A 21760-nucleotide genomic window follows, 5' to 3' on the forward strand; every position below is an offset into this window, starting at 1 on the left:
ATATTAATCTAATAACTCTTGCTGCTTTCTCTTTGAAAATGATTGTAGAACTAAATCATACGACCAATCAATCATCTTATTAATTTGCACCTGTTCCACATCTTTATGTATATACACCGTATTCCAATGTTTTTTATTCATATGATACCCCGGAATGATTGTTTCTGGATACTCTTCTCTTAATCTTAGCGCAAGTTCTGGATCACATTTTAATGTAATTGTCGCTTTTTCGCCTTCTTCATGGTTCAATATCGCAAATATTTTATTATTTAGCCTCATACATGTTGCATTCCAACCATCAGGAGAATCTTCTGTCGCTTTTCTTTTCGATAAACAATACGCTCTTGTCGCAATCATTCTAATTGTCACCTCTTATTCTTTCACTATTTGATTACGGTGCATCACAATTTGTTGCGTCACTTGAAATTGCTGTTGACCATAAAACTTTATAAGTTTCTCTCCACAAAATAGGCTCACAATATTGATATGAGATATCTCTTCAAGCAACATTGTAAGCATCTTCTCACCAATACTTTTATTTCTTACACTCTCATGGACAACAACATCTTCTAAGTACGCTCGAAAAACACCATCTGAAACAACTCTAGCAAAACCAATTAACTCATTTTCTTTCCATACCCCAATTGCTATACTGTTTTTTAACATTTTTTGAATATCGATTTCTTTTCTTTCTGGCCACCAACCGACAGAATCGTAAAGCCTCTTTAATTTTTCTGAACAGATTGGTTTCTCATCTTGTAATTTATACGTATACATTTTCTTTCTCCCATTTAACATGATATAAATTATTATAAATGATTTTATAAATTTATAATATGGATTTTACAATTGCAATATAAACAATTTTCTAATACCTTTCCTATCCCCTCTATTAAGTTATATTATTTCAAATTAACGAATTTATGGAAATACAAAACAACTAATAAAATATTTACCTATTAAACTTTGAATTACTTGTAAGAAATGGTAAAGTTAATAAGGTAAAAAATACATTAAGTGAGGCGATTTTTTGAAAAAGTTTAGTTTATTACTAACAGCATTTGTCATGATTTTAACATTGTTCATTCCAAATCTTACAAGTGCTAAAGCTTTCCCAGATGTCCAATCTAATCATTGGGCAATTAAGGAAATTAACTATTTATCGGATAAAGGTATCATTAATGGTACGCCAGAAGGAACTTTTAAACCGGGTGATGATGTAACTCGTGGACAAATGGCCTTAATGCTAGATTTATCATTAAAATTAGAAAAACCATCTAGCTATAATCATATTTTTTCCGATGTAGCCAAAGGTATCTATTACTATGATTCTGTACATAAGTTAGCACATAATAACATTGTACAACGTGAAACAAACTATTTCCCTGACCGTTCATTAACTCGTGCAGAAATGGCAGTAGTTTTAGTTAAAACTTTTAATTTGCAACCTACAGGTGCAGACGTCAATTTCCCTGATGTTCCATCTACTCATTGGGGTTACAATTATGTCAAAATTTTAGCTCAAAATAATATTACAGCTGGGTTTCCTGATGGTACATTTGGTCCAGACGTAAAAGTAACTCGTGAACAGTTCGCTGCATTTTTAGCTCGTGTATTAGAACCTAGTTTCCGTCCGGCTCTTCCTAAGCCTAAAGGAGAGTTAGAAGTTCATTATATAAATGTCGGACAAGGTGATGCGACGTTTATTAAATCTCCAAGTGGAGAAACGATTCTTATTGATGGTGGAAATAACGGGAAAGGTAAAGTAGTAGCAAACTATTTAAAAGGATTAGGATTCCAAACTATCGATTATATGATTGCCACTCATCCTGATGCTGATCATGTAGGTGGATTAGATGAAGTACTTTATGCTATGAACGTAAAAAACGTTTACGCACCTAAAGTAAGTCATACGACACAAACGTTTAAAGACTTTTTAACTGCAGTAGCTAACAAAGGGTTAACTATTAAAGAAGCGAAGTCTGGAGTAACTTTACCAATCAATGGTTTAAACTCACAATTTTTAGCTCCTGTTAAAGAATACGGTAACGATCTAAATGAGTGGAGTGCTGTATTAAAAGTAACACATGGCAGCAAATCTTTCTTATTTACTGGTGATGCTGAATCTAAAAGTGAAAAAGATATGGTTGCAACGTATGGTTCCGGCCTAAAATCCGATGTATTAAAACCTGGCCATCACGGAAGTAAGACATCTTCTTCTCAGCTATTTTTAGATGCAGTGAAACCAAGTATCGCTGTAATCAGTGCAGGTGCAGGTAACCGATATGGCCATCCTACTCAAGAAACTTTAGCAAAGTTAAATGCAATGTCTGTTAAGGTATATAGAACTGATTTAAATGGAACTGTAATTATTAATAGTGATGGTTCTAACATTTCTGTAAGAACGGAGAGATAATTATGAAGAGAGGTATTATTGACCGTTTTGAAGGCGAACTAGCAGTTATTGAAGTGAATAACGTAACAATTGATGTACCTAAATCCAAACTCCCTTCCACTGCAAAAGAGGGTGATGTTCTTATAATAGAGGATGATACGTATACAATTGATAAGGATGAAACAGATACAAGAAGACGTGAAATACAAGATTTAATGAATAAGCTATTTGAATAGTAAAAAAAGAAAATCCTTGTAATACGAATCGAACTATTTCTTCGCATAATTGCATCAGATTGATTAGTTTCTATAAACTAAAAAAAGCATCGCCTTATTGGCGATGCTTTTAAAAAACACTTTTCTCGCAAAACACGAATACTATAACCTCTTCTCTAAAAAGTGTTGACTATGCCCTTTAGGATGATCTTCAACAACACCATATTCTCGGTAGCCATGCTTTTTATAAAACTCTGGCGCTTGAAAACTAAATGAATCTAATAATATTAATCTACAACCTTTTTCCTTCGCAATATCTTCAATTTTATGTAATAGTTGACTACCATAACCATCATGACGAACTGAATCATCAACCCATAAAAAATCTATATGAAGATGATAAAAATACATCGTTCCTGTTACCCCGCCAAAGATTTTCCCAGCCTCATCTTTCAGAACAAAACTTACTTGTTCCATCGGCTGTTTTGCTTCATCTGTTAAAATAGACATGTTATATTGAATGACTTTATTCTTTATATATTCTCCTTCTATGCGAGTACCATTCTCTATGCGTTTCATATATCTCTTCCTTTCAACTTAGTAAGCTACCTCTCATTTTTACTTTTCCTTTTTAACATACTAATAAATACGAAACCACCATAAATAACAAAGCATGAAAAGCCAATTATACCTGGTACAGAAACATAGCCTATTCTTATGTAACTTATAACTGCAAAACAAGCGATAGACAGTAAAATAGATGGCCAAAATAAAAGAGCTGTTTTTCTTCGTCTCTCTTTCTTCTCAGAAACACGTGTACCAAAAAGTAATACAATACAAATGAGGATCGCTGCAAAATAAATAGTATCTAATGACAAATTGTGATCGTATAGTGCGATACCCACTTCAAGAGCAATAATCGTTACAATTAACATAATGATTGTTGATGTCTTTAAGTTTCTTTTCAATTACTCACTCCTAGCATGATGCTTTCACTATATTCTTTGTATATGTACTTCAAAGCTACTGCAAAAGCTTCATCTACCTCTTTATTTTCACGTCGATTAGGTAAATCTTTTCCCCCAATAACATAAAGAAACGGGAATTTGTTAAATATTCCTATTATACCAATATTTATTGCAGCTGAAGATAGTCCACCTGTCATATGAGCTAAGTGATATGAATGTATTCCTTCATATTCACCTTGCTGTCTTACCATGCCGCTAATAATTGGTTCCCATAATTCTGCTTCTGATTTATAACCTTGAAAAATATGTACTAAAAGTGAAAGAACTTCATTTAATTCTCCAACATTTTTCTCATCTCTAGCGTCCTCTTGTATATGAATTTTTGAAAAATACGTTTGGACATACATTTTCACAGCATCCCATCCACCACAGTACATTACAACTGACTGTGCAACGTAACTATCATGACATGCTATCATCACTTCTACTGCTTTACTAAGTGTTAAATTCCTTCTTCCTTGTAAATGTGGATACAACTGCGCACTATCTTCATTTGGATTAAATTTAACATGATGAAGTATATCATGCCAATTACGTTTATTTTCCTTCACCATTTGCGCTACTACAAATCCGATTACTACTTTTGCTGCCGATGCTAACGGAATATTTAATTCACTATTATATGAAGCAACTATACGATTACTTTTTGCAGAATAAATTGCTATCCCAACATGATCAGATTGTATCTCTTTCATTTTTTGAATGACAGTTTCCATTTTCATTCCTCATTTCATATCGTTTTATCACCTTTAATCATTCAATATAGAATGTAAAAACCCCTTTTTTGCAGATTAAATAGGCTTTTACAATAAAAAAAGGTAGCATGAATTACTCCTTGCTACCTAAAAGATACATGTTTACAAAAAATCTCTATTCTTCTAAAGGATTTTTAGGACCATTAAGCTCCAATTGATAAAAAGCTAAATCTAGCCATTTATTAAACTTATAACCAGCCTTTTTAATCGTCCCAGCATGAACAAATCCATAGTTTTCATGTAAGGCAATACTTTTCTCGTTTTCCGCATCAATTCCAGCAATTAAAGTCATATATTCTCTTTCTTTGGCAATTGTGATCAATGCTCTCATCAAAGAAGTTCCAATCCCACATTTTCTATATTCCTTATCAACATACACAGAATGCTCAATTGAATATTTGTAGGCAGGCCAAGCTCTAAACGGACCGAATGTCGCAAATCCTACTACTTTATTATCTAGTTCGTATACAAAAATCGGATAACCATCAGCCTTTTTTTGTTCATACCAATCTATTCTATTTTCAAGGGTTACGGGTTTATACGTATATACAGCAGTTGTATTCAGTATCGCATCATTATAAATATCTAAAATGTATATTACATCTTTTTCCGTTGCTTCCCTTATCATCGTTTTCTTCCTTTCATATACGTTCTCTTTTTAACTACCTATTTGTTACACGAACACTAGCTTTTCGAAAGCCATCATAAATGTTTAATGCAGCAGATAAAACGTAAATGAGAATACCCCCACTAATTAGCCACTTTTTAAGTTCTTCCGGAGAAATAGTGAACACATTTGCCACAAACGTAATAAATCCATCGGTAAATATGTGCGGATTTACTACAATTATAATGAATACTATCGTTCCAGCTATTTGGAGAATAGCATTCCCGATTGCCAATCTTTTTGTCCATTGTCCCTGTACTAATTTATAAAGAGATATCGCTATTTCAAAAACAATTATCATCACAACGATTGGCCAATACTGAAGTAACACATCTTGATTAAACGTTGGCGCGACAAACTTCAATCCACTTTCCGTACCACTGTATACGCCAACGAGATGATTCGCATAAAAATAAAGTGTAGCCCATATTGCCGTCCACATTAACCCTCCAAAAACTTCAAACTTGGAGATTGCTTTTTTCTTCGGAATGTGCGAAATGTTTTTCAAATCATCTGGCGTCCACTTTTTTAAACTTGTCGTCAACGGCTCAGTATCTTTGTTTTTATCCGTTCTTTCTAAAATAGCAAATACGAGTGTTAACCAGAAAAATACATGGAGGGCTACTTCAAAAATTTCTCCAATGCCTTTACCTATTACTTGTAAAATAACATTTAATACTGCTTGATCACCAGTATAACTTAAAAAATTTTCTGCAACCATTGCAATGAGGGCGATAACGGCTGCAATTGGAATGATCATTTTTAATAATGTCGTATATACATCAAAATAACGCGGTCCAATTAAATGCATCGGTCTATCCAAATATCCATTAGCTAATGAAACCGGACTCCCCAATTTTTCAAGAACTCTTTTTTCATCATCTTCATTATAATCATCAGGCAACATATCCTCAATTGTTGACCGTAGCTCAAGAATAATATCTTCACGATTTTTTTCAGGTAATCTCTTCGCTACTTCCTCGACATAAATATCAATCAAATTCATTCTTGTCCTCCTCCTTTAATAAGTTATGAAGTTCTTTCGAATCCTTTATCCATTCCTTTCTCAACTGCTGGAATATTTCTAATCCGTATTCACTTAAAACATAATATTTACGAGGTCTACTCTCTGTTTTATCCCAACTACTCGTCACTAGCTCTTGCTTTTCTAACCGGCGAAGTAGTGGATATAAAGTACTTTGATCGATTACGATTCCTGATTTCTCTAATAATTGGACAAGTGAATATCCATACTGCGGCGTTCTTAATTGGCTTAAAACTGCTAATGTTAATGTACCTCTTCTTAGTTCAGTAATTAACGAATTTAATAAAGTATCCATGTATTCACCTCATTTTCATTACTATATGTCATACAGTATATGTTTTATACTATGTGTCGTACAGTATTAGTGTGACAAAAACAACAATATTTTACCAAAAAACGGATAATAAAAAGCACAAATTTGTAATTTGTGCTTTTCTAGCTTACTTATAACACGCTTAACTTTGTAACTCTGGTAATATAAATTCCCCTTTTTCCTTAAGCAATGGAACAACATCTATAATTGCATCTATATTAATTGCTCCGTAAACATGCGGATATTCTTGGCCGTTAGAAGCAAGTTCATATTTTATTTCTGCTTTTAACAGAGTTTGATCAATTGTTAGTAATAAAACTTCTTCTTCATGACTAAAATGTTTTTCTGCGACTTTTAAAGCTTGTTCAAAAAACGAACAATGAATAAATCCCTCTTCTTTTAATGAGGCTTCATTAATTTCTCCATTTATCTTTGCGATTCCCCAATTTCTTTTCGTTATTACTTTTGTAATCATTGTTATTCTCTCCCCGAACCTTTATATGGAAAAACAAGAGGTCCTTCTTTTTGTTACTAGAAAAGCCTCTTGCGTTTCATTTTTATTTTAATCCGTTAATTAAAGGCGATGCTTCCCCACTATGGAAAATCCATAAATCATGAAGTGATCTCGTACATCCGACATATAGTAACTTCGCATCGTGTTTTGTATTTTTGTAATGTTCTTCATCAACATCAATGAGTAGAACAGCGTCAAATTCTAGCCCTTTTGCCAAGTATACAGGTACTACTGAAATACCACCTTCATATTTACTTTGATCTGCTTCAATGACGTTTACAGCTACTCCTGCCTTTGTTAATTTCTCATATATATCGCGACATTCATCGTCTGTTCTTCCTATTACCGCAATTGTTTTCACATCATCATTTTGTAAATGTTTTAACGTCTTCATAATCTCATTAAATTGATCTTCTGCTTGAATTACTTTGACCTCTTCACCACTACGAAAAACTGGTGTCGCAAGCCCTACTGGAATCTCGGCGTTTTTAATTATTTCGTTCGCAAATTCAATAATTTCTTTTGTAGAACGATAGCTCCTCGTCAGTTCATAATAGCCTGTTTCTTGGAATACTTCCTTAAAAGCACTCCAATCTTCAATCCCTTGGTAATCATAAATCGCTTGAGATAAATCACCTAATATAGTGAAAGAATTACCTAATGTAATTTCTTTTAATACATAAACTTGGAATGGTGAGAAATCTTGCGCTTCATCAATAACGACGTGATGAAATTTCTGCCCGATTTCAATACCTGTTATGCGATGATGTATGTAAATTAAAGCGGGTAAATCTTCTACATACACTTCTTTTTTACGACAACTCTTCTCAGTTTCTTTCACAAGTTCCTCGGGTAATACTTCGAGTATTTCTTTGCTTTTCAATATTGAACTATATATTGAAAGCGAGCTCATTTTCGGCCAAAACTTCATATAACTGTTCAATCTCTTTGTCGCTTCTTTTTTTAATAATTTCTTCTCATTTGTTTCGCCATACTTTTTTAGTTCAATTTCAATCCAGCGCTTCATTCGGCCAACTAAACGTTCTCTTCTTTTCTTTAATGGATAATGTTTATACTCAACTTGCATCCATTTTTTTATATCTTCCACTGGAATAACAGCTTTATCCCATGCCTCAAAATTACTTGTTGGCACTAGTTCTTTTTCAAATTGAACCATTTGCTCTTCAATAAAGGACTTAAATTCTAGCGTACCTTTCAATTTACCAAGCATAACCTTTCTTTCATCACGATTAATAGAAAATGCTTCTTTCAACTTTTCTTCTGTCTGCTTCAGTTTCACCGAATCATCTAACGTACGTAATGCCCAGTCCGGAAATGTTGTTTGACTAATATTCCCGACACCTAATTCAGGAAGCACACTCGAAATATAGTCTAAAAACAAACTATTCGGAGCGAATACAATCATTCTTTCAGCTTCTAGTTGCTCACGATATTCATAAATTAAAAAAGCAAGGCGATGTAAAGCGATTGTTGTTTTACCGCTTCCTGCAACCCCTTGAATAAGTAATGGCAAGTTTCTTTCCGCACGAATAATATCATTTTGCTCCGATTGTATCGTCGAAACAATATCCTTTAGTTTATTATCTTTATTCTCACCTAATCGATATAGAAGAAAATCATCGGCATGCGAGACATCTTCATTTCCTTTTACATATGTATCAACAACACGTTCTAATTCTCTTTTTCGAATAGAGATGTTTCGCTTTAAATAAACATCACCTTCTACTAATCCGTCTGGTGATTGATAAAATGCTAGTTCATCACCGCCGGTAAATGAATAAAACATACTTGCGACAGGTGCCCGCCAATCAATTACAATTGGCTTCATCGTATCTTTATCTGAAACACCAACTTTACCGATGTAAATCGGCATAACTTCTTCCTTGCCATCCTCTTGAAAATCTAATCTACCAAAGTACGGTTCTTGTACCCCAATACGTAAGTTTTGTCTATTAGACTCCCTCATACTTTCAAGAATTTGCTCTTTAAAATCATCGCCGTAATAAACTGGAATTTTTTCGAGCTGTTCTAATTGATCATCCATCGTACGTAATGTATCTTTCATTTTTTGTAACTCTTCTTCAAAAATGTTGTTCATTTGATGATTCCCTCCTGTCCGTTCTAATTTTTCAGTCGAAATATAATTGTATTAAAAATCCAATTATAAAGTCAAGGACTTAATTTGTTTTTTCTGAAAAAACTTACTTTTCACCTTTCTAATATTGAAATTCCAATGAGATTTTTACATGATAAGAATATATAACATCTAAATCATACAACTACACATATAATAAAGTGGTTTATACAAAAGCCGCTATTTTCTATTGATTAAAAGGACTTTATACTATCTAACTAAGTTTCCCTTACATACTCTCCAGCTTCTTTTCTAGTTATCTATTATTTCATTGATAAAACACCCAAGGTCACAAAAGTCAAAAATAAGAGTAAAGGAGTCTATTGAAAATGACTGCTACCAAAAGAAAAACCCTTAAGTTACATTTACTTATTTTTGTGTTCATTGTATTGGCAAGTGGCTGGATTGGCGTAATTCTAGATTCTTTTCTAACAGATCAGCCTGAAGGAAACTCTTTAGGCATGGGACTGTGGCTAATATTACCTTTCCTCTCATGTATTTTCCTTAGAGTTATTAGCCGAGATTGGAATGATTTTGGTATAAAACTAAATTTGAAAGCAAACTTTAAATGGTACTTCGTTGCGATACTAATTTATCCGTTCGTTACAGTAATAACGATAAGTTTAGCACTTATTTTTGGAGTAGCTAACATAACTAGTTTTGAAATATATTCGTTATTGTCACTCATATTCATGTCTACTATTGGTAACTTTATTAAAAATATTTTTGAAGAGTTTTCATGGCGCGGTTATTTAACTCCTAAGCTCATTGAACTAAAGTTAAACGATTGGTTTATTTATATTATTTCTGGTTTAGTTTGGGCTCTTTGGCATGCCGCTTATTATTTAGTTTTTTTACCAAATGAATATTTCGAATCTATTTCAAGGTTACATATGCTTTTATCAGGCTGTCTACTTATGGTTTCTTGGTCTATTATGTATGTTGAAATATATAGACTTACAAAGTCAGTATGGCCATGCGTTATCATGCATGCAATTGAAGATGCCGTTCCTACTGTTTTAGTTACAATAACAGGGATTATTACACTTACTAACAGCAGTGATTTTTGGTTAAACCCTATTAGCGGAGTCGTTGCTACTATTATATTTCTTGGAATTGGGATCGTACTAAGATCTATAAGAATAAAAAAAGAACGACAATTAAATACGAAAAACAGTCAATGATTCACACTATAAAAGCACAAAAAGAGTAAGGAATTAATCCCTACTCTTTTTTTACTTTTATTCGATATGATAAACATTCATTTAAAGACGCTTGCTCTTTATATTTCCTCTCTTCAAAGTCATACGCTCCTCCTGGGAAAATCCCAACTATACTGAAACCAGCCTCCGCACATAAATTACTAATCTCATCTATCGTATAGCAACGTAAAGATTGTGTCACGATATCATTTGAAGAATCCTTTTCCCACCAGTGGTCCAGCATCCTAGCATTTTCACTATCATATTCATATTTTCGCATTGCAGAATAAATCGGCATTTCTTGTCCATTTGCTTTTTCCCAATATAATGGTTGATAAATATCAATAAGTGCACACCCATCATCTTTCAACCAATTATGGATTCGTTTTAATAAAACCAATTGTTCTTTATCTGTCCCTACACCAAATCCATCTAAATAACTAACAACATCAAACTTTTCTTCAAAGTTAATTTCATAAAAATCAGCGCAATGAATCTCAATATCACTAGTAGAATGTTCTTTAGCAAACATAACTAACTCTGGTACAAGCTCAACAGTAGTCATTTTTACATCCAAATTAGACATCGCTCTTGCAAAACCACCATTTCCAGCTCCTAGTTCTAACATCGTTTGAAATGGATATCCAATTTGTTCTTGTACTTCTTTCGCAACTTCCTGCAACCAATTTTCATTTTTTATATCATAGCTTAGTAATTCAAATTGTTTTTTATAAAATTCTTTTACATTTAATTCGTTCATTATTATTCTCCTCCTGTACGTTATTTTTCTACTACAGGTGAGAAACTAAATTTCTGATACCCATGAAAAATCCTCCTTTTGATTTCCCTATATTTACATTTTATCTAAATAATAAGAATTTTTAAAGTATCAAAAATAAAAGAGCAGATAATGGACAATTCCACTATCTGCTCTATGGCTGCTATTATTTCCCTTGTTGATACTTCAACCAATCACCAGAAATGATAACTTTCTTTAGCATATTTTTATCTTGAGCGATATACACATATGCCTCTATTTCCCTATCACCATCAAATACTATTTGTGTGATTCGTTCATATAAATCCGTCTCTGCATTACCTGTATATTCTTCTAGTTCGTCTAACTTACGCAATATGTCATCATTTACTTCATAAACTTCTCCATACACCTTTTCTTCATTCGAATAAGTCATCGCCGGATACCCTTCGTTTGTATCAAATAATCCCCCATACGTCCATGCTTCGTCTGCAATGCATATTGCACCTTGCATAAAATGAGCATTCGATTGCTTTTTTCTTAACGTGCCATATACAAAAACGTGATGCATAAATCCCTATCCCCTTTTACATGTCTCTACTTTCTAATTTGTAAATAAGCACGAATCATAAAGTAACTCACTTCATTCGGAAGTTGTTCTTTAATCGATTTCAGACCACCATCAGCATTTTGCACAGCAGTTTCAATCAGTTGTTCGTATTCTGCAGGAACAAAACTGTTCCAGTCTACTTCCATTCCATCTTCAAAACAACGAATTAAATGATTTTCAATCGTTTGTCTTGATAATCCACGTTCTTTCGCAATTTCAGCTAGATTAATACCTTGTTTATACATTTCATACGTTTCCAAATGAGAATTTGCTGAAGCTTTCCCTGATTTCTTCCGCTCTGTCACCACTTCTGTTTTAATAGTTTCAGCATAGTTTGGGTTTTCATCAATAAAGTGCTGAACTGCTTGTAAGAAGTGCGAACCATACTTCACAAGTTTGTGTTCACCAATCCCTTTTACAGTTAAAAGTTCAGAATCGCTTTGCGGCATTTTTGCGCACATATCTTTCAACGTTTGGTCAGAGAAAATAACGAATGGAGGTACACCTTCTCCTTGTGCAATTTCTTTACGTACTTCACGAAGTACTTCAAATAAAGGATGATCTTGAACGATTTGTCTTGTCTCTACTCGTTCTTTACGTAATACATTCTCTTTACCTAGTAACACTTCTTTCCCTTTTTCCGTCACTTTTAGTGTCGGGTAAGTACCATGTTCAACTGCAATTAATTCGTCTGAAATTAAAAACTCAATAAATTCACTCACTTCTTTTACACTACGATTTGATAAAAGTCCGTAAGTTGGCAAAGTATGAAAATTAAATTCAATGACTTTCTTATTTTTAGATCCAGTTAGTACTTGTGCAATCATTTGTTTACCAAATCGTTGGTTCGTCCTAATCATACAAGATAAAACCATTTGCGCTTCTCTCGTCACATCGATACTTTCTCGGTCGTCTGTACAATTACCGCAGCGGCCACAATCTTCTTTTGGTTCTTCTCCAAAGTATTGCAAAATAAATGATTGTAAACATTGTTCTGTATGACAGTAGTCAGTCATATTTTGCAGTTTTTCAAGTTCATTTGAAAAACGAGACTCTCCTGTCGATTGATCAATTAAAAAGCGTTGTACTTGTACATCTTGAGAAGAATAAAGCAATATACATGCACTATCTAATCCGTCACGGCCAGCACGTCCTGCTTCTTGGTAATAACTTTCCATATTTTTTGGAAGTTGATAATGGATAACGTAACGAATATTCGATTTATCAATACCCATCCCAAACGCAGATGTGGCTACCATTACACTCACTTCATCACGTAAAAAGAGTTCTTGTTGCTCATTTCGATCGTTATCACTCATACCGGCATGATATTTTGATACAGAAACTCCCGCTTTCATTAAATCCTCATACAACTGATCAACTACTTTTCTAGTAGCTGCATATATAATCCCAGATTCCTTTTGATTTTGACGAATATAATCCGCTAAATATGCATTACGATCTTGTCCTTTAATAACAGAAAATGATAAGTTCTCGCGCTCAAACGTTGTCATAATCGTGTTTTCTTGATTAATTCCAAGCGTGTTGCAAATATCATCACGAACTTGTGGTGTTGCCGTAGCAGTTAATGCTAATACGAGCGGTTTTTCTGGAAGATAATCTAATATACGGTGTATATGTAAATAGCTCGGACGGAAATCATGTCCCCACTGCGAAATACAGTGCGCCTCATCAATGGCAATCATCGGGATTTTCATATCGATCAGTTGGTCAACAAATTCCATTGAATCAAGTCGCTCTGGCGCTACATAAAGTAACTTATAATGGCCCTGTTTCGCTAATTGAATTCGTTGATTCGCTTCTGTAATCGAAATAGAACTATTAATATATGTAGCTGAAATACCATTTTGTACTAATGTATCTACTTGGTCTTTCATAAGTGATATTAAAGGCGATATAACTAACGTTGTTCCTTCAAATACTAATGCGGGAATTTGATAACAAATTGACTTACCACCACCTGTAGGCATAATACAAACTGTATCTTTCCCATCTAATACATTTTTAATTGTTTCATCTTGTCCTCTTCGGAATGACGAATAACCGAAATAAGACGCTAAAAGTTCTTGTGCTTTTGTAAACAAAAAAGAGTCACCTGCTTTTCTTTATCTTTCATCTACTCCTATTATATCATCTCTTATGCGTCATGAAAGTGATGAATACATGACTAACGTCTTGCTTTTTCATTATTTTATGCTTCTTTACGTTTTAGAGATTGATTAACAACTATAACGAATTTCTAAATAAATACACATTTTATTAATTCTCCTTGAATACTACTAATCTTATACATATGAATTCAGGAGGTTACTATATGAAGCACCATAATATTAGTTTCATCAAACAGAAAGGCGTATCGAACCAACCCCAATTCTCAAATAATGAAGCGTGGAAATATGAATCATACTATAAGTACCAACCATTATTTTCTTATAGAAAGCTTTTTCATTTTCTTTCTCAACTTTTTAAACGTTAATACACGTGCGAAATAGATCGTTCATAATCATTTTCTCAATATGAACCTTATAGACTTAATACAATACAGTTGTTAACATATGAAATATTCTGTTTGATAACCCCCTTAAGTTGACCTGTTTATATAAGCGGGTCTTTTATTATTATTATATATTTCATAACACTATTAGATGTAATTATAAATCTTATCGCCATTTTATAATCTTAATCCACTCACTACAAATGGTGATAATCACAAAAGGTAAAATATAAATGCTTAACATTTAATTATCTAATTCTTTTTTCTCAATACACAAAACGAATTTCACTTGTTACTATAAAGGTACTCCAGATGAGTTTTTGCTCATCGACATTATCTAGTGAAAGGGATCTGCCGCGGGAAGCAGGTCCCTTTCACTTTATTAAAGACTCACTTTCAATTGGACACATTTACCAGGTTTTTTTAATAGAATTTTATGATAATATTACGTAGTCGAGTCCGACATCTCGGCAATACCCTTTTGAGGCTCTGCAACTTCCCTTGCAGAGCCTCTTTTACTTTATATTCAATTTATTTATATATAACGCAATAAAATTCCTCATCTTTTTCCATATCAATTTCTGAAAATAAACGAGGACACGTAACTAATTATAAATTCCCATCATACTTTGAGTTATACATGTTCAAAGGAGTGTTACCGTTTATGTATTCTTATTGGCAATCGTATTACTCCCCCTATCATAACCATTATCTACACTTTGATACATCTGTACGTAATTACAGAATTAGTAAAAATGAGAACTTTTTAAAAGGTTATATGCGTTCCTTATGGGAACAACATGTCGCTTGGACGAGATTAGCTATTATAAGTATTGTCTTTCATTTACCAGACGTAAACGTTACAGTTAAACGGCTTCTTCAAAATGCAACACATATGGGACTATCTCTTGAACCATTCTATGGTGAAGATGCAGTAAAAAAATATAGTGCATTAATTAAAGACCACTTAGTAATTGCAGCAGATCTTGTTAAAGCCGCAAAAGCTGGTGACCAAAACGCAGCTGTCGCTATAGAGAAAAAATGGTACGCTAACGGTGATGAAATTGTAGCGTTTCTTACTAGCATCAACCCATATATACAAAAAGAAGAATTTACACAAATGTTTTATGAACATCTAGCATTAACAAAAGCAGAAGCACTGGCATTTCTAAATAAAGATTATGAAGCAGGAGTAAAATTGTACGATAAAATTGAAAAAGAAGCTTTAGAAATGTCCGACATAATAACAAACGCAATCGTAAAGCAATTCCCGCAAGTATTTCAATAACAATAAGTCGATTTGAAAACCAAATCGGCTTATCGAACTTTCTAGCAATGATATTTCACCTGTCCTCTTTACATTTAACGTATATCGATATATTTTATTAATATCCGTTTTTTATAGGAGGAAATAGTTTGATTAACGCCATTGGTCTCGTATTTATACTTACAAATAAACATGAGAAAAAGAAGAAAGTTTATCTAAATGAAAAATTCGCATTAATAGACATTATTGATTCTAAAGAAGTAATTGATGATGAAGGAAACTCACTAGTAGAACTAACATGTAAATACAGTATATATTTAGATGAAAAATACTACTGTAAATCTCTTGATGATTATACTGGACAAGTCTTTCCTTTCTTAAGTGCTAAAATAGGAAAAGGAATTCTCAGAAACTTAAATTATTATTTTTCTTACGTTGATGTATACGATAAAAAACCACCGGTTAAAGAAATTAGACCACTTATGAAACAAGTAACGAACAGATAGCAAAAAATACAAAAAAGAAAGCATCTAACTCTGGATGTTTTCTTTTTTATTGAAAACTCATCAAATTTCATCCTCTTCTAAAAGTATGTATCCAAGCATATTTTAAATTAAAAACATTGGAGGATTAGACTGAATGAAATACTCAGAAACTATTGTAAGTAAACGACTACGAACGCTTAAAATGACGGGTATATTTTTCATGCTAGTATTAATAGCATGGATTGGATATACAAAATTACTTTATGAAAACGGATTTCTTCAAGAAAAAAAGAATTCAGTAGAAGTAATGAATACTAGCATTACAGGAGAAATAGAGCAGCTTTTTCATATCAACTTACAAGGCTATCGAAAAACGAACCTTGATGCTGTTATAGAAGCAAGTAAAACAGATCCAAGCGAACTATCCCTAATTGAACTAGTCAACAAATCCTGCTCGCGAGATTGCATAGGCGAACCAGTCACATATGTAAACTCAAACAATGGATATATCTTTTATAAGGAATCTAATGGAACTAATGTAGCTATAACGATTAAAAAGAAAGACACATGGTTAATTGTAAAGAAATCTGTTCAACATGGAATATAATCACCCAAAAAAGAGTACGTATCGTACTCCTTTTTATTATTAATACCCTTCCTCTTCATGCCTACAATGGCATTTCGCTTTTGTTTTACAATGACATTTTTCACACTCACACTTCGGTTTCTCTTTGCAACAACACTCGTGAAAATCATTGCGTTTACATCTATATCTCCCAAACATCAAATCATCCCAAAATTTTTTACAATCTTGAAAATGTCCACAATGACAAGTATTTCTCATAAATATGCTTCCTCCTTGATAGAATGCATCATATTCTATGTTTGAAAGTATACAATGGCTTGTTTGTTAATCTATTTTCTCCATATTATAAGTAGAGTTAAAAGATTACATATAAATAAAAAACCGTCACATGACGGCTTTTTATTTAGCAAACTATTCTTTTGTATAAAAATATTTAAGTCCTTTAGCATCTAACCACGCTGTCGCTCGATCTAATTCATTCCCTTGGCGATATGCTGTTTCAAATCTAACTAATCCTTGTTTATCTCCATATGAGATAATACGAGATTCATACCCAAGAGCATCCATCATTCCTAACATTTCTACTACTAATGCTGTACCAAATTCATACGTAACAACTTTACTAAATTTATTCACTATAATTCCAACTCCTTCTTGTTTTGTCGATTGTTCAATAGTTTGATTAGTAAACCAAACTAACGGTTTATTTCCCATTAACTTATTTAAATCACATTTTCCTATACCGGCTACATTCCCTGTTTCTGTGTATTGCCAAATATCACATGGGTAGGCTGGTTTGTTACCACCATAACGAGGAATCCATACAAAATCACAATTGACATTTGCCATTCCAAATGGATCATACATATGATGAGCAATATATAAACCAACCTTCTTAGCTCCTAATCTGCGTAATTCATCAATAAAAGCTTGTGCACCCACTCTCATATCGTTCATTGTTTTTACTTCTACGTCAGCTACCCAAACTGTTGCATTTTTATCACCACGGTTCCAAAAGTCTCTCGCCTCTATCCGTGCATCCTCTACTGAAACGAAACGACAGAACGCATAATTACCAAACGGAATATTTTTTGCTTTCATTGCTTGTACATAATTTTTATATAAAGGATCTATATAATTTGAACCATCTTGCACACGTGCAATTACAAAATCTAATTGTGGTGCTGCAATATCCCAGTTAATGTCGCCATTCCATTTCGAAATATCTACAATATAACCCATTATTTAACATCTCCTTTTTCATTATTATATTCAAAGCTTGTTTTTTTGCTATTATCATCTAATAAATAGTATGAGAAGTATTGTATTATTTAGTAATAATTTAAAATTCGGCTTATGTATTGAGAAAATAAAATATTATTACAGGTTTAATAAGTAAAGACTTACAAAGCTCTAAACTATAATCAGTAGGAGGCCACAAGCAGTACAATTCCCAGCTAATTTCTTAGCTTCATCCGAATTTTGAGGTATGAATTTTACTGCCCATTAAAGCGGGATACACAAAACCACCTTTCTGACAGGTGGTTTTGTGTACTACTTTACATATACATTATCCATATTTATAGTTACATAATTATTAATTACTTAATATACTTGTTAGCTAAAAATAAGACAATTTTTAGTTTTTAATCAAACTAATTTTCGTTTTATCTCAAGTACTCATAGTACCATTTACGTGCATCTAACCAAGCTGTAAATTTATCGATATTTCCGGACGGATAGCCATTCGTTATAGCATAACCAATGCCATCTTTCTGAACGACAATTTGTCCATCAATACCCGCATCAACCATCGCCTGAGCCAAAGCTTGTAAATTGCTAAATGCTACACCACCAGTTTTTACTTTGAGCAAGTCCGTTGCACCTCCTCCTGTTTGTCCTGTAAGAGCAAATACAATAGAATTAGCGATTTTATCAACATTCCATTTTGCCATGTCGGATTCATTATCAATAAATCCTAATTCAATAAGAATAGCCGGTGCCTTCGTTCCATTTAATACCGCTAAATCTGTACGTTGTTTCGCACCTCGATCACGCCATCCAATATCTTTTGCTAGTTGAGCTGATATTTTAGCCGCCAAATCTTTCTGATCATAATACAAAACCTCAACACCCTGTCCATTTCCATCACTTGCATTAAGATGAAAAGAAATAACTAAATCCACAGCATGGGAATTGCTATTCCGAATGATATTATTTAAATTTTGTGATTGAGTTGTCCCTACCTCGTCCGTATCGTCATAAACCGTGTGTCCTAGGGATCTTAACTTAGCCGCCACAGCATCTTTAACTTGCCTATCTAGAACGTGTTCTTTCCGATTCCCAAAATTAGCCCCTTGAACAATACTATTGTGTCCTCCATGCAAACTATATCTGGCCATTATTTATCAACATCTCCTTTCTTAATATCATATTCAAAACTTGTCTTATTGCTATTCCCTCTTACAATCTTAACTGTCCCCATACATCCTACATTTTCTAAAGGTGAAGGCAAATCGTTTTCGATATAAAAAGTGGTGACACGAACAAAAAGCATCACCTTTTTGGCGATGCTTAAAAACTCTATTTTACGTTTTAATTCCCTAAAAACAGTTTAAGCTCATGGTGACCGAAACTATACTTATATTTCCTCCTCTTCCTTCACCGCCTCTTTCAACCTCTGCAACATATATCCAATTCCTTTACATCCTTCTAACGGATATGTAATCATTCCTTCTGGATATAGCTTTGTTACTACTTTTTTATGCTTTTTCCCTGCAAGTAAGACGATTTCGTCAAACTGTAGTAAACTTTTATCTACCATCTGTTTTTGTAATTGCTCTATACTTATTACCTTATCGCTCTTTGAATCAAACGCAAGATCATAGTTTTCTAGTACAATATCATTTGGCCTTAAAAATCCATGCTTCGCCGATAATATAACCCAACTCTCAAAAAACATTGTTGCATATGCCTGACATGCTTTTCCGAACGGGCTAATATATACATCTTTTGCCTCCATCGGTCCGTAATCAGGATACTTATCCCAAATTTTCTTCTTTCCGCATGGAATTATGCATAACCTTCCCATATATTTCTTACCTCTTCTCCTGCATAAGTAATGTTAATTATTTTATACATTTTGCCCTCAACATGCTATATAATGATATTAAATATAAAAATTACATCTTTTACCATATGACCATCTTCTTTACTAATAATTCACTTTTTTAAGATTTGAACCCCCATTACCCTATTTAAACATAGTACCTTCTTGTAAATATTATAATACTATAAACAATAGTATATTTACTTTTCAAAGCCCTTAATAATAATTAAAATATATAAATAATCAAATAGGATATCTTTAGAAGGAGGTGAACAAATGAAAAATATACTCCCTGCACTAGTACTCTATATTATAATTTGCATAATCGCTATGATCGCTCCATCATCCCAAGGCTATAATCATATTGGCTGGAAATTGTTTGTTGGGCAAGCGTATGCCCTACCTATTTTCCTAATTACAGCTATTATTACATTTTATATAAACAAGAAAAAATCTACGAATAAACAGTTATAAGGATAGCGAATGCTATCCTTATTTTAATTCATTGATCACATCCAAAATAACACTTGCAGTACTTTCTATCCTTTCTTCCGAAAAATCAAACGTGACACCTGTTTTTTCATATATTTCTTGTATAGATAAATTCCAATCTGCATTCGCACCTTCTTTAAAGAAAGCAATCGCTTTTTCTGGGTCTTCCCGGTACATTTGAAACAATTGCATTGCTCCTATTTGTGCAATTGCATATTCAATTTTGTAAAAAGGAAACTGAACATAGTGAAATGACTCTATCCAACTTGCACCGATTTCATCCTCTAATCCTGCAAGGTCGACTGTTGAATATTGATATCTTTTGCATAGTTCGGCGTATTTCTTATCACGTTCTTCTGGTGTATGGTTTGGATTCGCATAGATCCAGTGCTGGAATACATCTCCTACAATTGACGACATTAATAAAGACAAAGCACGATATATTTGTACGCGTTGCACTTCTTTATATTCATCCTCTTGCTTATAAAAAACATTCAGCTTATCCATTACTAATAACTCAAGACTGAGGGAATAAAGTTCAGCCACCTCTTCGCGCAGATATCTTTCCTGCATACTACTATCGTTTTTAAATTGTTTATAAAAATGAAATGCATGCCCCACTTCGTGTATAAGTGCATTAATTGCATAAAATGAAGGACTAAAATTAGAATACACAAAAACCTCTTTACTATGAGGCAAGGTAAAACAAATAGCTCCTGGTGCTTTATTTTCACGTTCTTCTACGTCAATGCATCCAGCTTTCCTTATATGAATAAATTTCTCATAAAAATATAAATCTGTCTTTCGAAATATTTCTTCCACACCATTTAATAAATCAATCACATTTTGGAATGGGACTTTTGGTAAACTACATGGAGAAAGATCCCAAGGACGATACGTTTTTACACCGAGATTCTTTTTAGAAATACTTCCTAACTGTTTCCAAATTTGTACAACATACTTTTCTATAGATTCATGGAGCTTATAACAATCATCAATACTGTAATCTCTGTTTTTTTGTTTAAAAGCATATTCACTATAATTATTAAACCCTGCATTTAAAGCTATCTCATTCCGCAATTGTATGAGTTCATTCATAATACGATCCACTTCTGGTTTCACTACACTCCTTGCTTCACATAAAGCGTACCAAGCTTTTTCGCGAATAGCTCTATTTAGGTTATCTAGCTTTGCTTTAACGTGTGCATACGTCTTTTGCTCGCCTCCCCAATTAATTGTTATGTTAGACATTATTTCTCTATATTTCGTAATGCACTCTTGCTCTTTAATAGAAAGAGAAATGTTTTTTTCATTAAACATTTTACTCTTTACAAATCTTGCTTTTTTCATAAATCCATATTTTCGCTCATCTAATAAGTCAGAAAACGGACACTCTATAAATTTTTGGTCAAACTTTGCAGTGTATCTTTTTAAAAGTGGTTGAATTGTATTTTGATTATACAAATGTAAATCACGCATATTTCTGTCATTTGTATCCCTATACGTGGCGATTAAACTACTTGTTATCTCCTCTTCTATTTCAGCGTTTACACGCAGTTCATCGAAAAGCCAACTTTCTAATTCTGAAACAGAAGTAATATTTCGCTCTAAAAGTGACTGTAATTTACTCTCCAAATCATTAAACATACA

At 33.2% G+C, this 21760-nt stretch carries 25 protein-coding genes; 7 read left to right on the forward strand and 18 right to left on the reverse strand.

The annotated features are described in order from the left end of the window. Window positions 1–3: 3 nt before the first annotated feature. Together MR070_RS09450 and MR070_RS09455 are read right to left on the reverse strand one after the other, a co-directional pair. Window positions 4–357 carry an MmcQ/YjbR family DNA-binding protein gene (locus MR070_RS09450; RefSeq protein WP_044792172.1) on the reverse strand — a complete coding sequence of 118 codons (354 nt, stop codon included), beginning with the start codon at window positions 355–357 and terminating at the stop codon, window positions 4–6. Window positions 358–372: 15 nt separating this feature from the next. Next, window positions 373–777, reverse strand: coding sequence for a GNAT family N-acetyltransferase (locus tag MR070_RS09455; protein ID WP_044792171.1), 405 nt, complete (start codon window positions 775–777; stop codon window positions 373–375). 253 nt (window positions 778–1030) lie between these two features. Here MR070_RS09455 and MR070_RS09460 point away from each other — a divergent pair, with 253 nt between their 5' ends. Both MR070_RS09460 and MR070_RS09465 read left to right on the forward strand, forming a co-directional pair. Beyond that, window positions 1031–2416 carry an S-layer homology domain-containing protein gene (locus MR070_RS09460; protein ID WP_044792170.1) on the forward strand — a complete coding sequence of 462 codons (1386 nt, stop codon included), beginning with the start codon at window positions 1031–1033 and terminating at the stop codon, window positions 2414–2416. A gap of 2 nt (window positions 2417–2418) precedes the next feature. Continuing rightward, complete coding sequence (locus MR070_RS09465; protein WP_242261124.1) at window positions 2419–2631, forward strand: DUF3006 domain-containing protein; 213 nt, start codon at window positions 2419–2421, stop codon at window positions 2629–2631. 141 nt (window positions 2632–2772) lie between these two features. Here MR070_RS09465 and MR070_RS09470 read toward each other — a convergent pair whose 3' ends face one another. The 8 genes from MR070_RS09470 to MR070_RS09505 form a co-directional block, all read right to left on the reverse strand. Beyond that, the gene (locus MR070_RS09470) at window positions 2773–3189 is read right to left on the reverse strand and encodes a GNAT family N-acetyltransferase (RefSeq protein WP_044792169.1); all 417 of its coding nucleotides are present in this window, start codon (window positions 3187–3189) and stop codon (window positions 2773–2775) included. A 26-nt stretch (window positions 3190–3215) separates the two neighbouring features. Further along, the gene (locus tag MR070_RS09475; RefSeq protein WP_070806223.1) at window positions 3216–3578 is read right to left on the reverse strand and encodes a hypothetical protein; all 363 of its coding nucleotides are present in this window, start codon (window positions 3576–3578) and stop codon (window positions 3216–3218) included. Next, the gene (locus MR070_RS09480) at window positions 3575–4354 is read right to left on the reverse strand and encodes a serine hydrolase (RefSeq protein WP_242261125.1); all 780 of its coding nucleotides are present in this window, start codon (window positions 4352–4354) and stop codon (window positions 3575–3577) included. The genes MR070_RS09475 and MR070_RS09480 overlap by 4 nt, the downstream gene beginning before the upstream one ends. A 154-nt stretch (window positions 4355–4508) precedes the next feature. Then, window positions 4509–5021: a GNAT family N-acetyltransferase gene (locus MR070_RS09485; RefSeq protein ID WP_000617502.1), complete on the reverse strand. Its 513-nt coding sequence runs from the start codon at window positions 5019–5021 to the stop codon at window positions 4509–4511. 34 nt (window positions 5022–5055) lie between these two features. Then, a complete protein-coding gene (locus MR070_RS09490; protein WP_242261126.1) occupies window positions 5056–6066 on the reverse strand; it encodes an HAAS signaling domain-containing protein in 1011 nt (336 codons plus the stop codon). Further along, window positions 6053–6400 (reverse strand): PadR family transcriptional regulator, encoded by a 348-nt coding sequence (locus MR070_RS09495; RefSeq protein ID WP_000380293.1) that lies wholly within the window; start codon window positions 6398–6400, stop codon window positions 6053–6055. Before MR070_RS09495 ends, MR070_RS09490 begins: the two co-directional genes overlap by 14 nt. Window positions 6401–6560: 160 nt before the next feature. Then, complete coding sequence (locus tag MR070_RS09500) at window positions 6561–6893, reverse strand: DUF952 domain-containing protein (RefSeq protein ID WP_242261127.1); 333 nt, start codon at window positions 6891–6893, stop codon at window positions 6561–6563. Between the two features lie 82 nt (window positions 6894–6975). Further along, window positions 6976–9051 carry a HelD family protein gene (locus MR070_RS09505; RefSeq protein WP_001059515.1) on the reverse strand — a complete coding sequence of 692 codons (2076 nt, stop codon included), beginning with the start codon at window positions 9049–9051 and terminating at the stop codon, window positions 6976–6978. A gap of 365 nt (window positions 9052–9416) precedes the next feature. On the opposite strand from MR070_RS09505, the gene MR070_RS09510 reads away from it, so the two are divergent. Continuing rightward, window positions 9417–10271, forward strand: a complete 855-nt coding sequence (locus tag MR070_RS09510; protein WP_242261128.1) for a CPBP family glutamic-type intramembrane protease — start codon at window positions 9417–9419, stop codon at window positions 10269–10271. Between the two features lie 40 nt (window positions 10272–10311). Here MR070_RS09510 and MR070_RS09515 read toward each other — a convergent pair whose 3' ends face one another. The 3 genes from MR070_RS09515 to recQ all read right to left on the reverse strand — a co-directional run bounded on the left by MR070_RS09515 (window position 10312) and on the right by recQ (window position 13761). Then, complete coding sequence (locus MR070_RS09515; RefSeq protein WP_242261129.1) at window positions 10312–11049, reverse strand: class I SAM-dependent methyltransferase; 738 nt, start codon at window positions 11047–11049, stop codon at window positions 10312–10314. Between the two features lie 184 nt (window positions 11050–11233). Beyond that, on the reverse strand, window positions 11234–11617 hold the full coding sequence (locus MR070_RS09520; protein WP_000546575.1) for a gamma-glutamylcyclotransferase family protein: 384 nt from the start codon (window positions 11615–11617) through the stop codon (window positions 11234–11236). A gap of 26 nt (window positions 11618–11643) precedes the next feature. Then, the gene (gene recQ, locus MR070_RS09525; protein ID WP_242261130.1) at window positions 11644–13761 is read right to left on the reverse strand and encodes a DNA helicase RecQ; all 2118 of its coding nucleotides are present in this window, start codon (window positions 13759–13761) and stop codon (window positions 11644–11646) included. 1074 nt (window positions 13762–14835) lie between these two features. Here recQ and MR070_RS09530 point away from each other — a divergent pair. The 3 genes from MR070_RS09530 (at window position 14836) to MR070_RS09540 (ending at window position 16530) form a co-directional block, all read left to right on the forward strand. Continuing rightward, window positions 14836–15459: an acetylglutamate kinase gene (locus MR070_RS09530; protein ID WP_242261131.1), complete on the forward strand. Its 624-nt coding sequence runs from the start codon at window positions 14836–14838 to the stop codon at window positions 15457–15459. Between the two features lie 128 nt (window positions 15460–15587). Continuing rightward, window positions 15588–15944: a hypothetical protein gene (locus tag MR070_RS09535; protein ID WP_000606237.1), complete on the forward strand. Its 357-nt coding sequence runs from the start codon at window positions 15588–15590 to the stop codon at window positions 15942–15944. Between the two features lie 133 nt (window positions 15945–16077). Then, window positions 16078–16530: a hypothetical protein gene (locus MR070_RS09540; RefSeq protein WP_000877599.1), complete on the forward strand. Its 453-nt coding sequence runs from the start codon at window positions 16078–16080 to the stop codon at window positions 16528–16530. Here the strand turns inward: MR070_RS09540 and MR070_RS09545 are convergent. From MR070_RS09545 to MR070_RS09560, 4 genes are all read right to left on the reverse strand, one after another. Beyond that, complete coding sequence (locus MR070_RS09545; protein WP_000502289.1) at window positions 16515–16703, reverse strand: hypothetical protein; 189 nt, start codon at window positions 16701–16703, stop codon at window positions 16515–16517. The two genes, MR070_RS09540 and MR070_RS09545, sit on opposite strands and share 16 nt — an antisense overlap. 217 nt (window positions 16704–16920) lie before the next feature. Continuing rightward, the gene (locus MR070_RS09550) at window positions 16921–17751 is read right to left on the reverse strand and encodes a GH25 family lysozyme (RefSeq protein WP_000540603.1); all 831 of its coding nucleotides are present in this window, start codon (window positions 17749–17751) and stop codon (window positions 16921–16923) included. Window positions 17752–18176: 425 nt separating this feature from the next. Further along, window positions 18177–18911 carry an N-acetylmuramoyl-L-alanine amidase gene (locus MR070_RS09555; protein ID WP_000135293.1) on the reverse strand — a complete coding sequence of 245 codons (735 nt, stop codon included), beginning with the start codon at window positions 18909–18911 and terminating at the stop codon, window positions 18177–18179. Between the two features lie 239 nt (window positions 18912–19150). Next, window positions 19151–19600, reverse strand: a complete 450-nt coding sequence (locus MR070_RS09560) for a DUF6884 domain-containing protein (protein ID WP_242261132.1) — start codon at window positions 19598–19600, stop codon at window positions 19151–19153. Between the two features lie 294 nt (window positions 19601–19894). On the opposite strand from MR070_RS09560, the gene MR070_RS09565 reads away from it, so the two are divergent. Next, the gene (locus tag MR070_RS09565; protein WP_000789867.1) at window positions 19895–20092 is read left to right on the forward strand and encodes a DUF4017 family protein; all 198 of its coding nucleotides are present in this window, start codon (window positions 19895–19897) and stop codon (window positions 20090–20092) included. An 18-nt stretch (window positions 20093–20110) separates the two neighbouring features. Here MR070_RS09565 and MR070_RS09570 read toward each other — a convergent pair whose 3' ends face one another. Next, window positions 20111–21757, reverse strand: coding sequence for a M3 family oligoendopeptidase (locus MR070_RS09570; RefSeq protein ID WP_242261133.1), 1647 nt, complete (start codon window positions 21755–21757; stop codon window positions 20111–20113). Window positions 21758–21760 lie beyond the last annotated feature (3 nt).

Origin of the sequence: Bacillus cereus group sp. BfR-BA-01453 (assembly GCF_022662915.1) — a bacterium.
In the GTDB taxonomy this organism is placed as follows: Bacteria; Bacillota; Bacilli; order Bacillales; family Bacillaceae_G; genus Bacillus_A; species Bacillus_A paranthracis.

Coding starts and splice junctions, on each gene's coding strand:
- MR070_RS09450 (WP_044792172.1), bottom strand. CDS start 357: ATGATTGCGACAAGAGCGTATTGTTTATCGAAAAGAAAAGCGACAGAA.
- MR070_RS09455 (WP_044792171.1), bottom strand. CDS start 777: ATGTATACGTATAAATTACAAGATGAGAAACCAATCTGTTCAGAAAAA.
- MR070_RS09465 (WP_242261124.1), top strand. CDS start 2,419: ATGAAGAGAGGTATTATTGACCGTTTTGAAGGCGAACTAGCAGTTATT.
- MR070_RS09470 (WP_044792169.1), bottom strand. CDS start 3,189: ATGAAACGCATAGAGAATGGTACTCGCATAGAAGGAGAATATATAAAG.
- MR070_RS09480 (WP_242261125.1), bottom strand. CDS start 4,354: ATGGAAACTGTCATTCAAAAAATGAAAGAGATACAATCTGATCATGTT.
- MR070_RS09485 (WP_000617502.1), bottom strand. CDS start 5,021: ATGATAAGGGAAGCAACGGAAAAAGATGTAATATACATTTTAGATATT.
- MR070_RS09490 (WP_242261126.1), bottom strand. CDS start 6,066: ATGAATTTGATTGATATTTATGTCGAGGAAGTAGCGAAGAGATTACCT.
- MR070_RS09495 (WP_000380293.1), bottom strand. CDS start 6,400: ATGGATACTTTATTAAATTCGTTAATTACTGAACTAAGAAGAGGTACA.
- MR070_RS09500 (WP_242261127.1), bottom strand. CDS start 6,893: ATGATTACAAAAGTAATAACGAAAAGAAATTGGGGAATCGCAAAGATA.
- MR070_RS09505 (WP_001059515.1), bottom strand. CDS start 9,051: ATGAACAACATTTTTGAAGAAGAGTTACAAAAAATGAAAGATACATTA.
- MR070_RS09510 (WP_242261128.1), top strand. CDS start 9,417: ATGACTGCTACCAAAAGAAAAACCCTTAAGTTACATTTACTTATTTTT.
- MR070_RS09515 (WP_242261129.1), bottom strand. CDS start 11,049: ATGAACGAATTAAATGTAAAAGAATTTTATAAAAAACAATTTGAATTA.
- MR070_RS09520 (WP_000546575.1), bottom strand. CDS start 11,617: ATGCATCACGTTTTTGTATATGGCACGTTAAGAAAAAAGCAATCGAAT.
- MR070_RS09530 (WP_242261131.1), top strand. CDS start 14,836: ATGTATTCTTATTGGCAATCGTATTACTCCCCCTATCATAACCATTAT.
- MR070_RS09540 (WP_000877599.1), top strand. CDS start 16,078: ATGAAATACTCAGAAACTATTGTAAGTAAACGACTACGAACGCTTAAA.
- MR070_RS09550 (WP_000540603.1), bottom strand. CDS start 17,751: ATGGGTTATATTGTAGATATTTCGAAATGGAATGGCGACATTAACTGG.
- MR070_RS09555 (WP_000135293.1), bottom strand. CDS start 18,911: ATGGCCAGATATAGTTTGCATGGAGGACACAATAGTATTGTTCAAGGG.
- MR070_RS09560 (WP_242261132.1), bottom strand. CDS start 19,600: ATGGGAAGGTTATGCATAATTCCATGCGGAAAGAAGAAAATTTGGGAT.
- MR070_RS09565 (WP_000789867.1), top strand. CDS start 19,895: ATGAAAAATATACTCCCTGCACTAGTACTCTATATTATAATTTGCATA.
- MR070_RS09570 (WP_242261133.1), bottom strand. CDS start 21,757: ATGTTTAATGATTTGGAGAGTAAATTACAGTCACTTTTAGAGCGAAAT.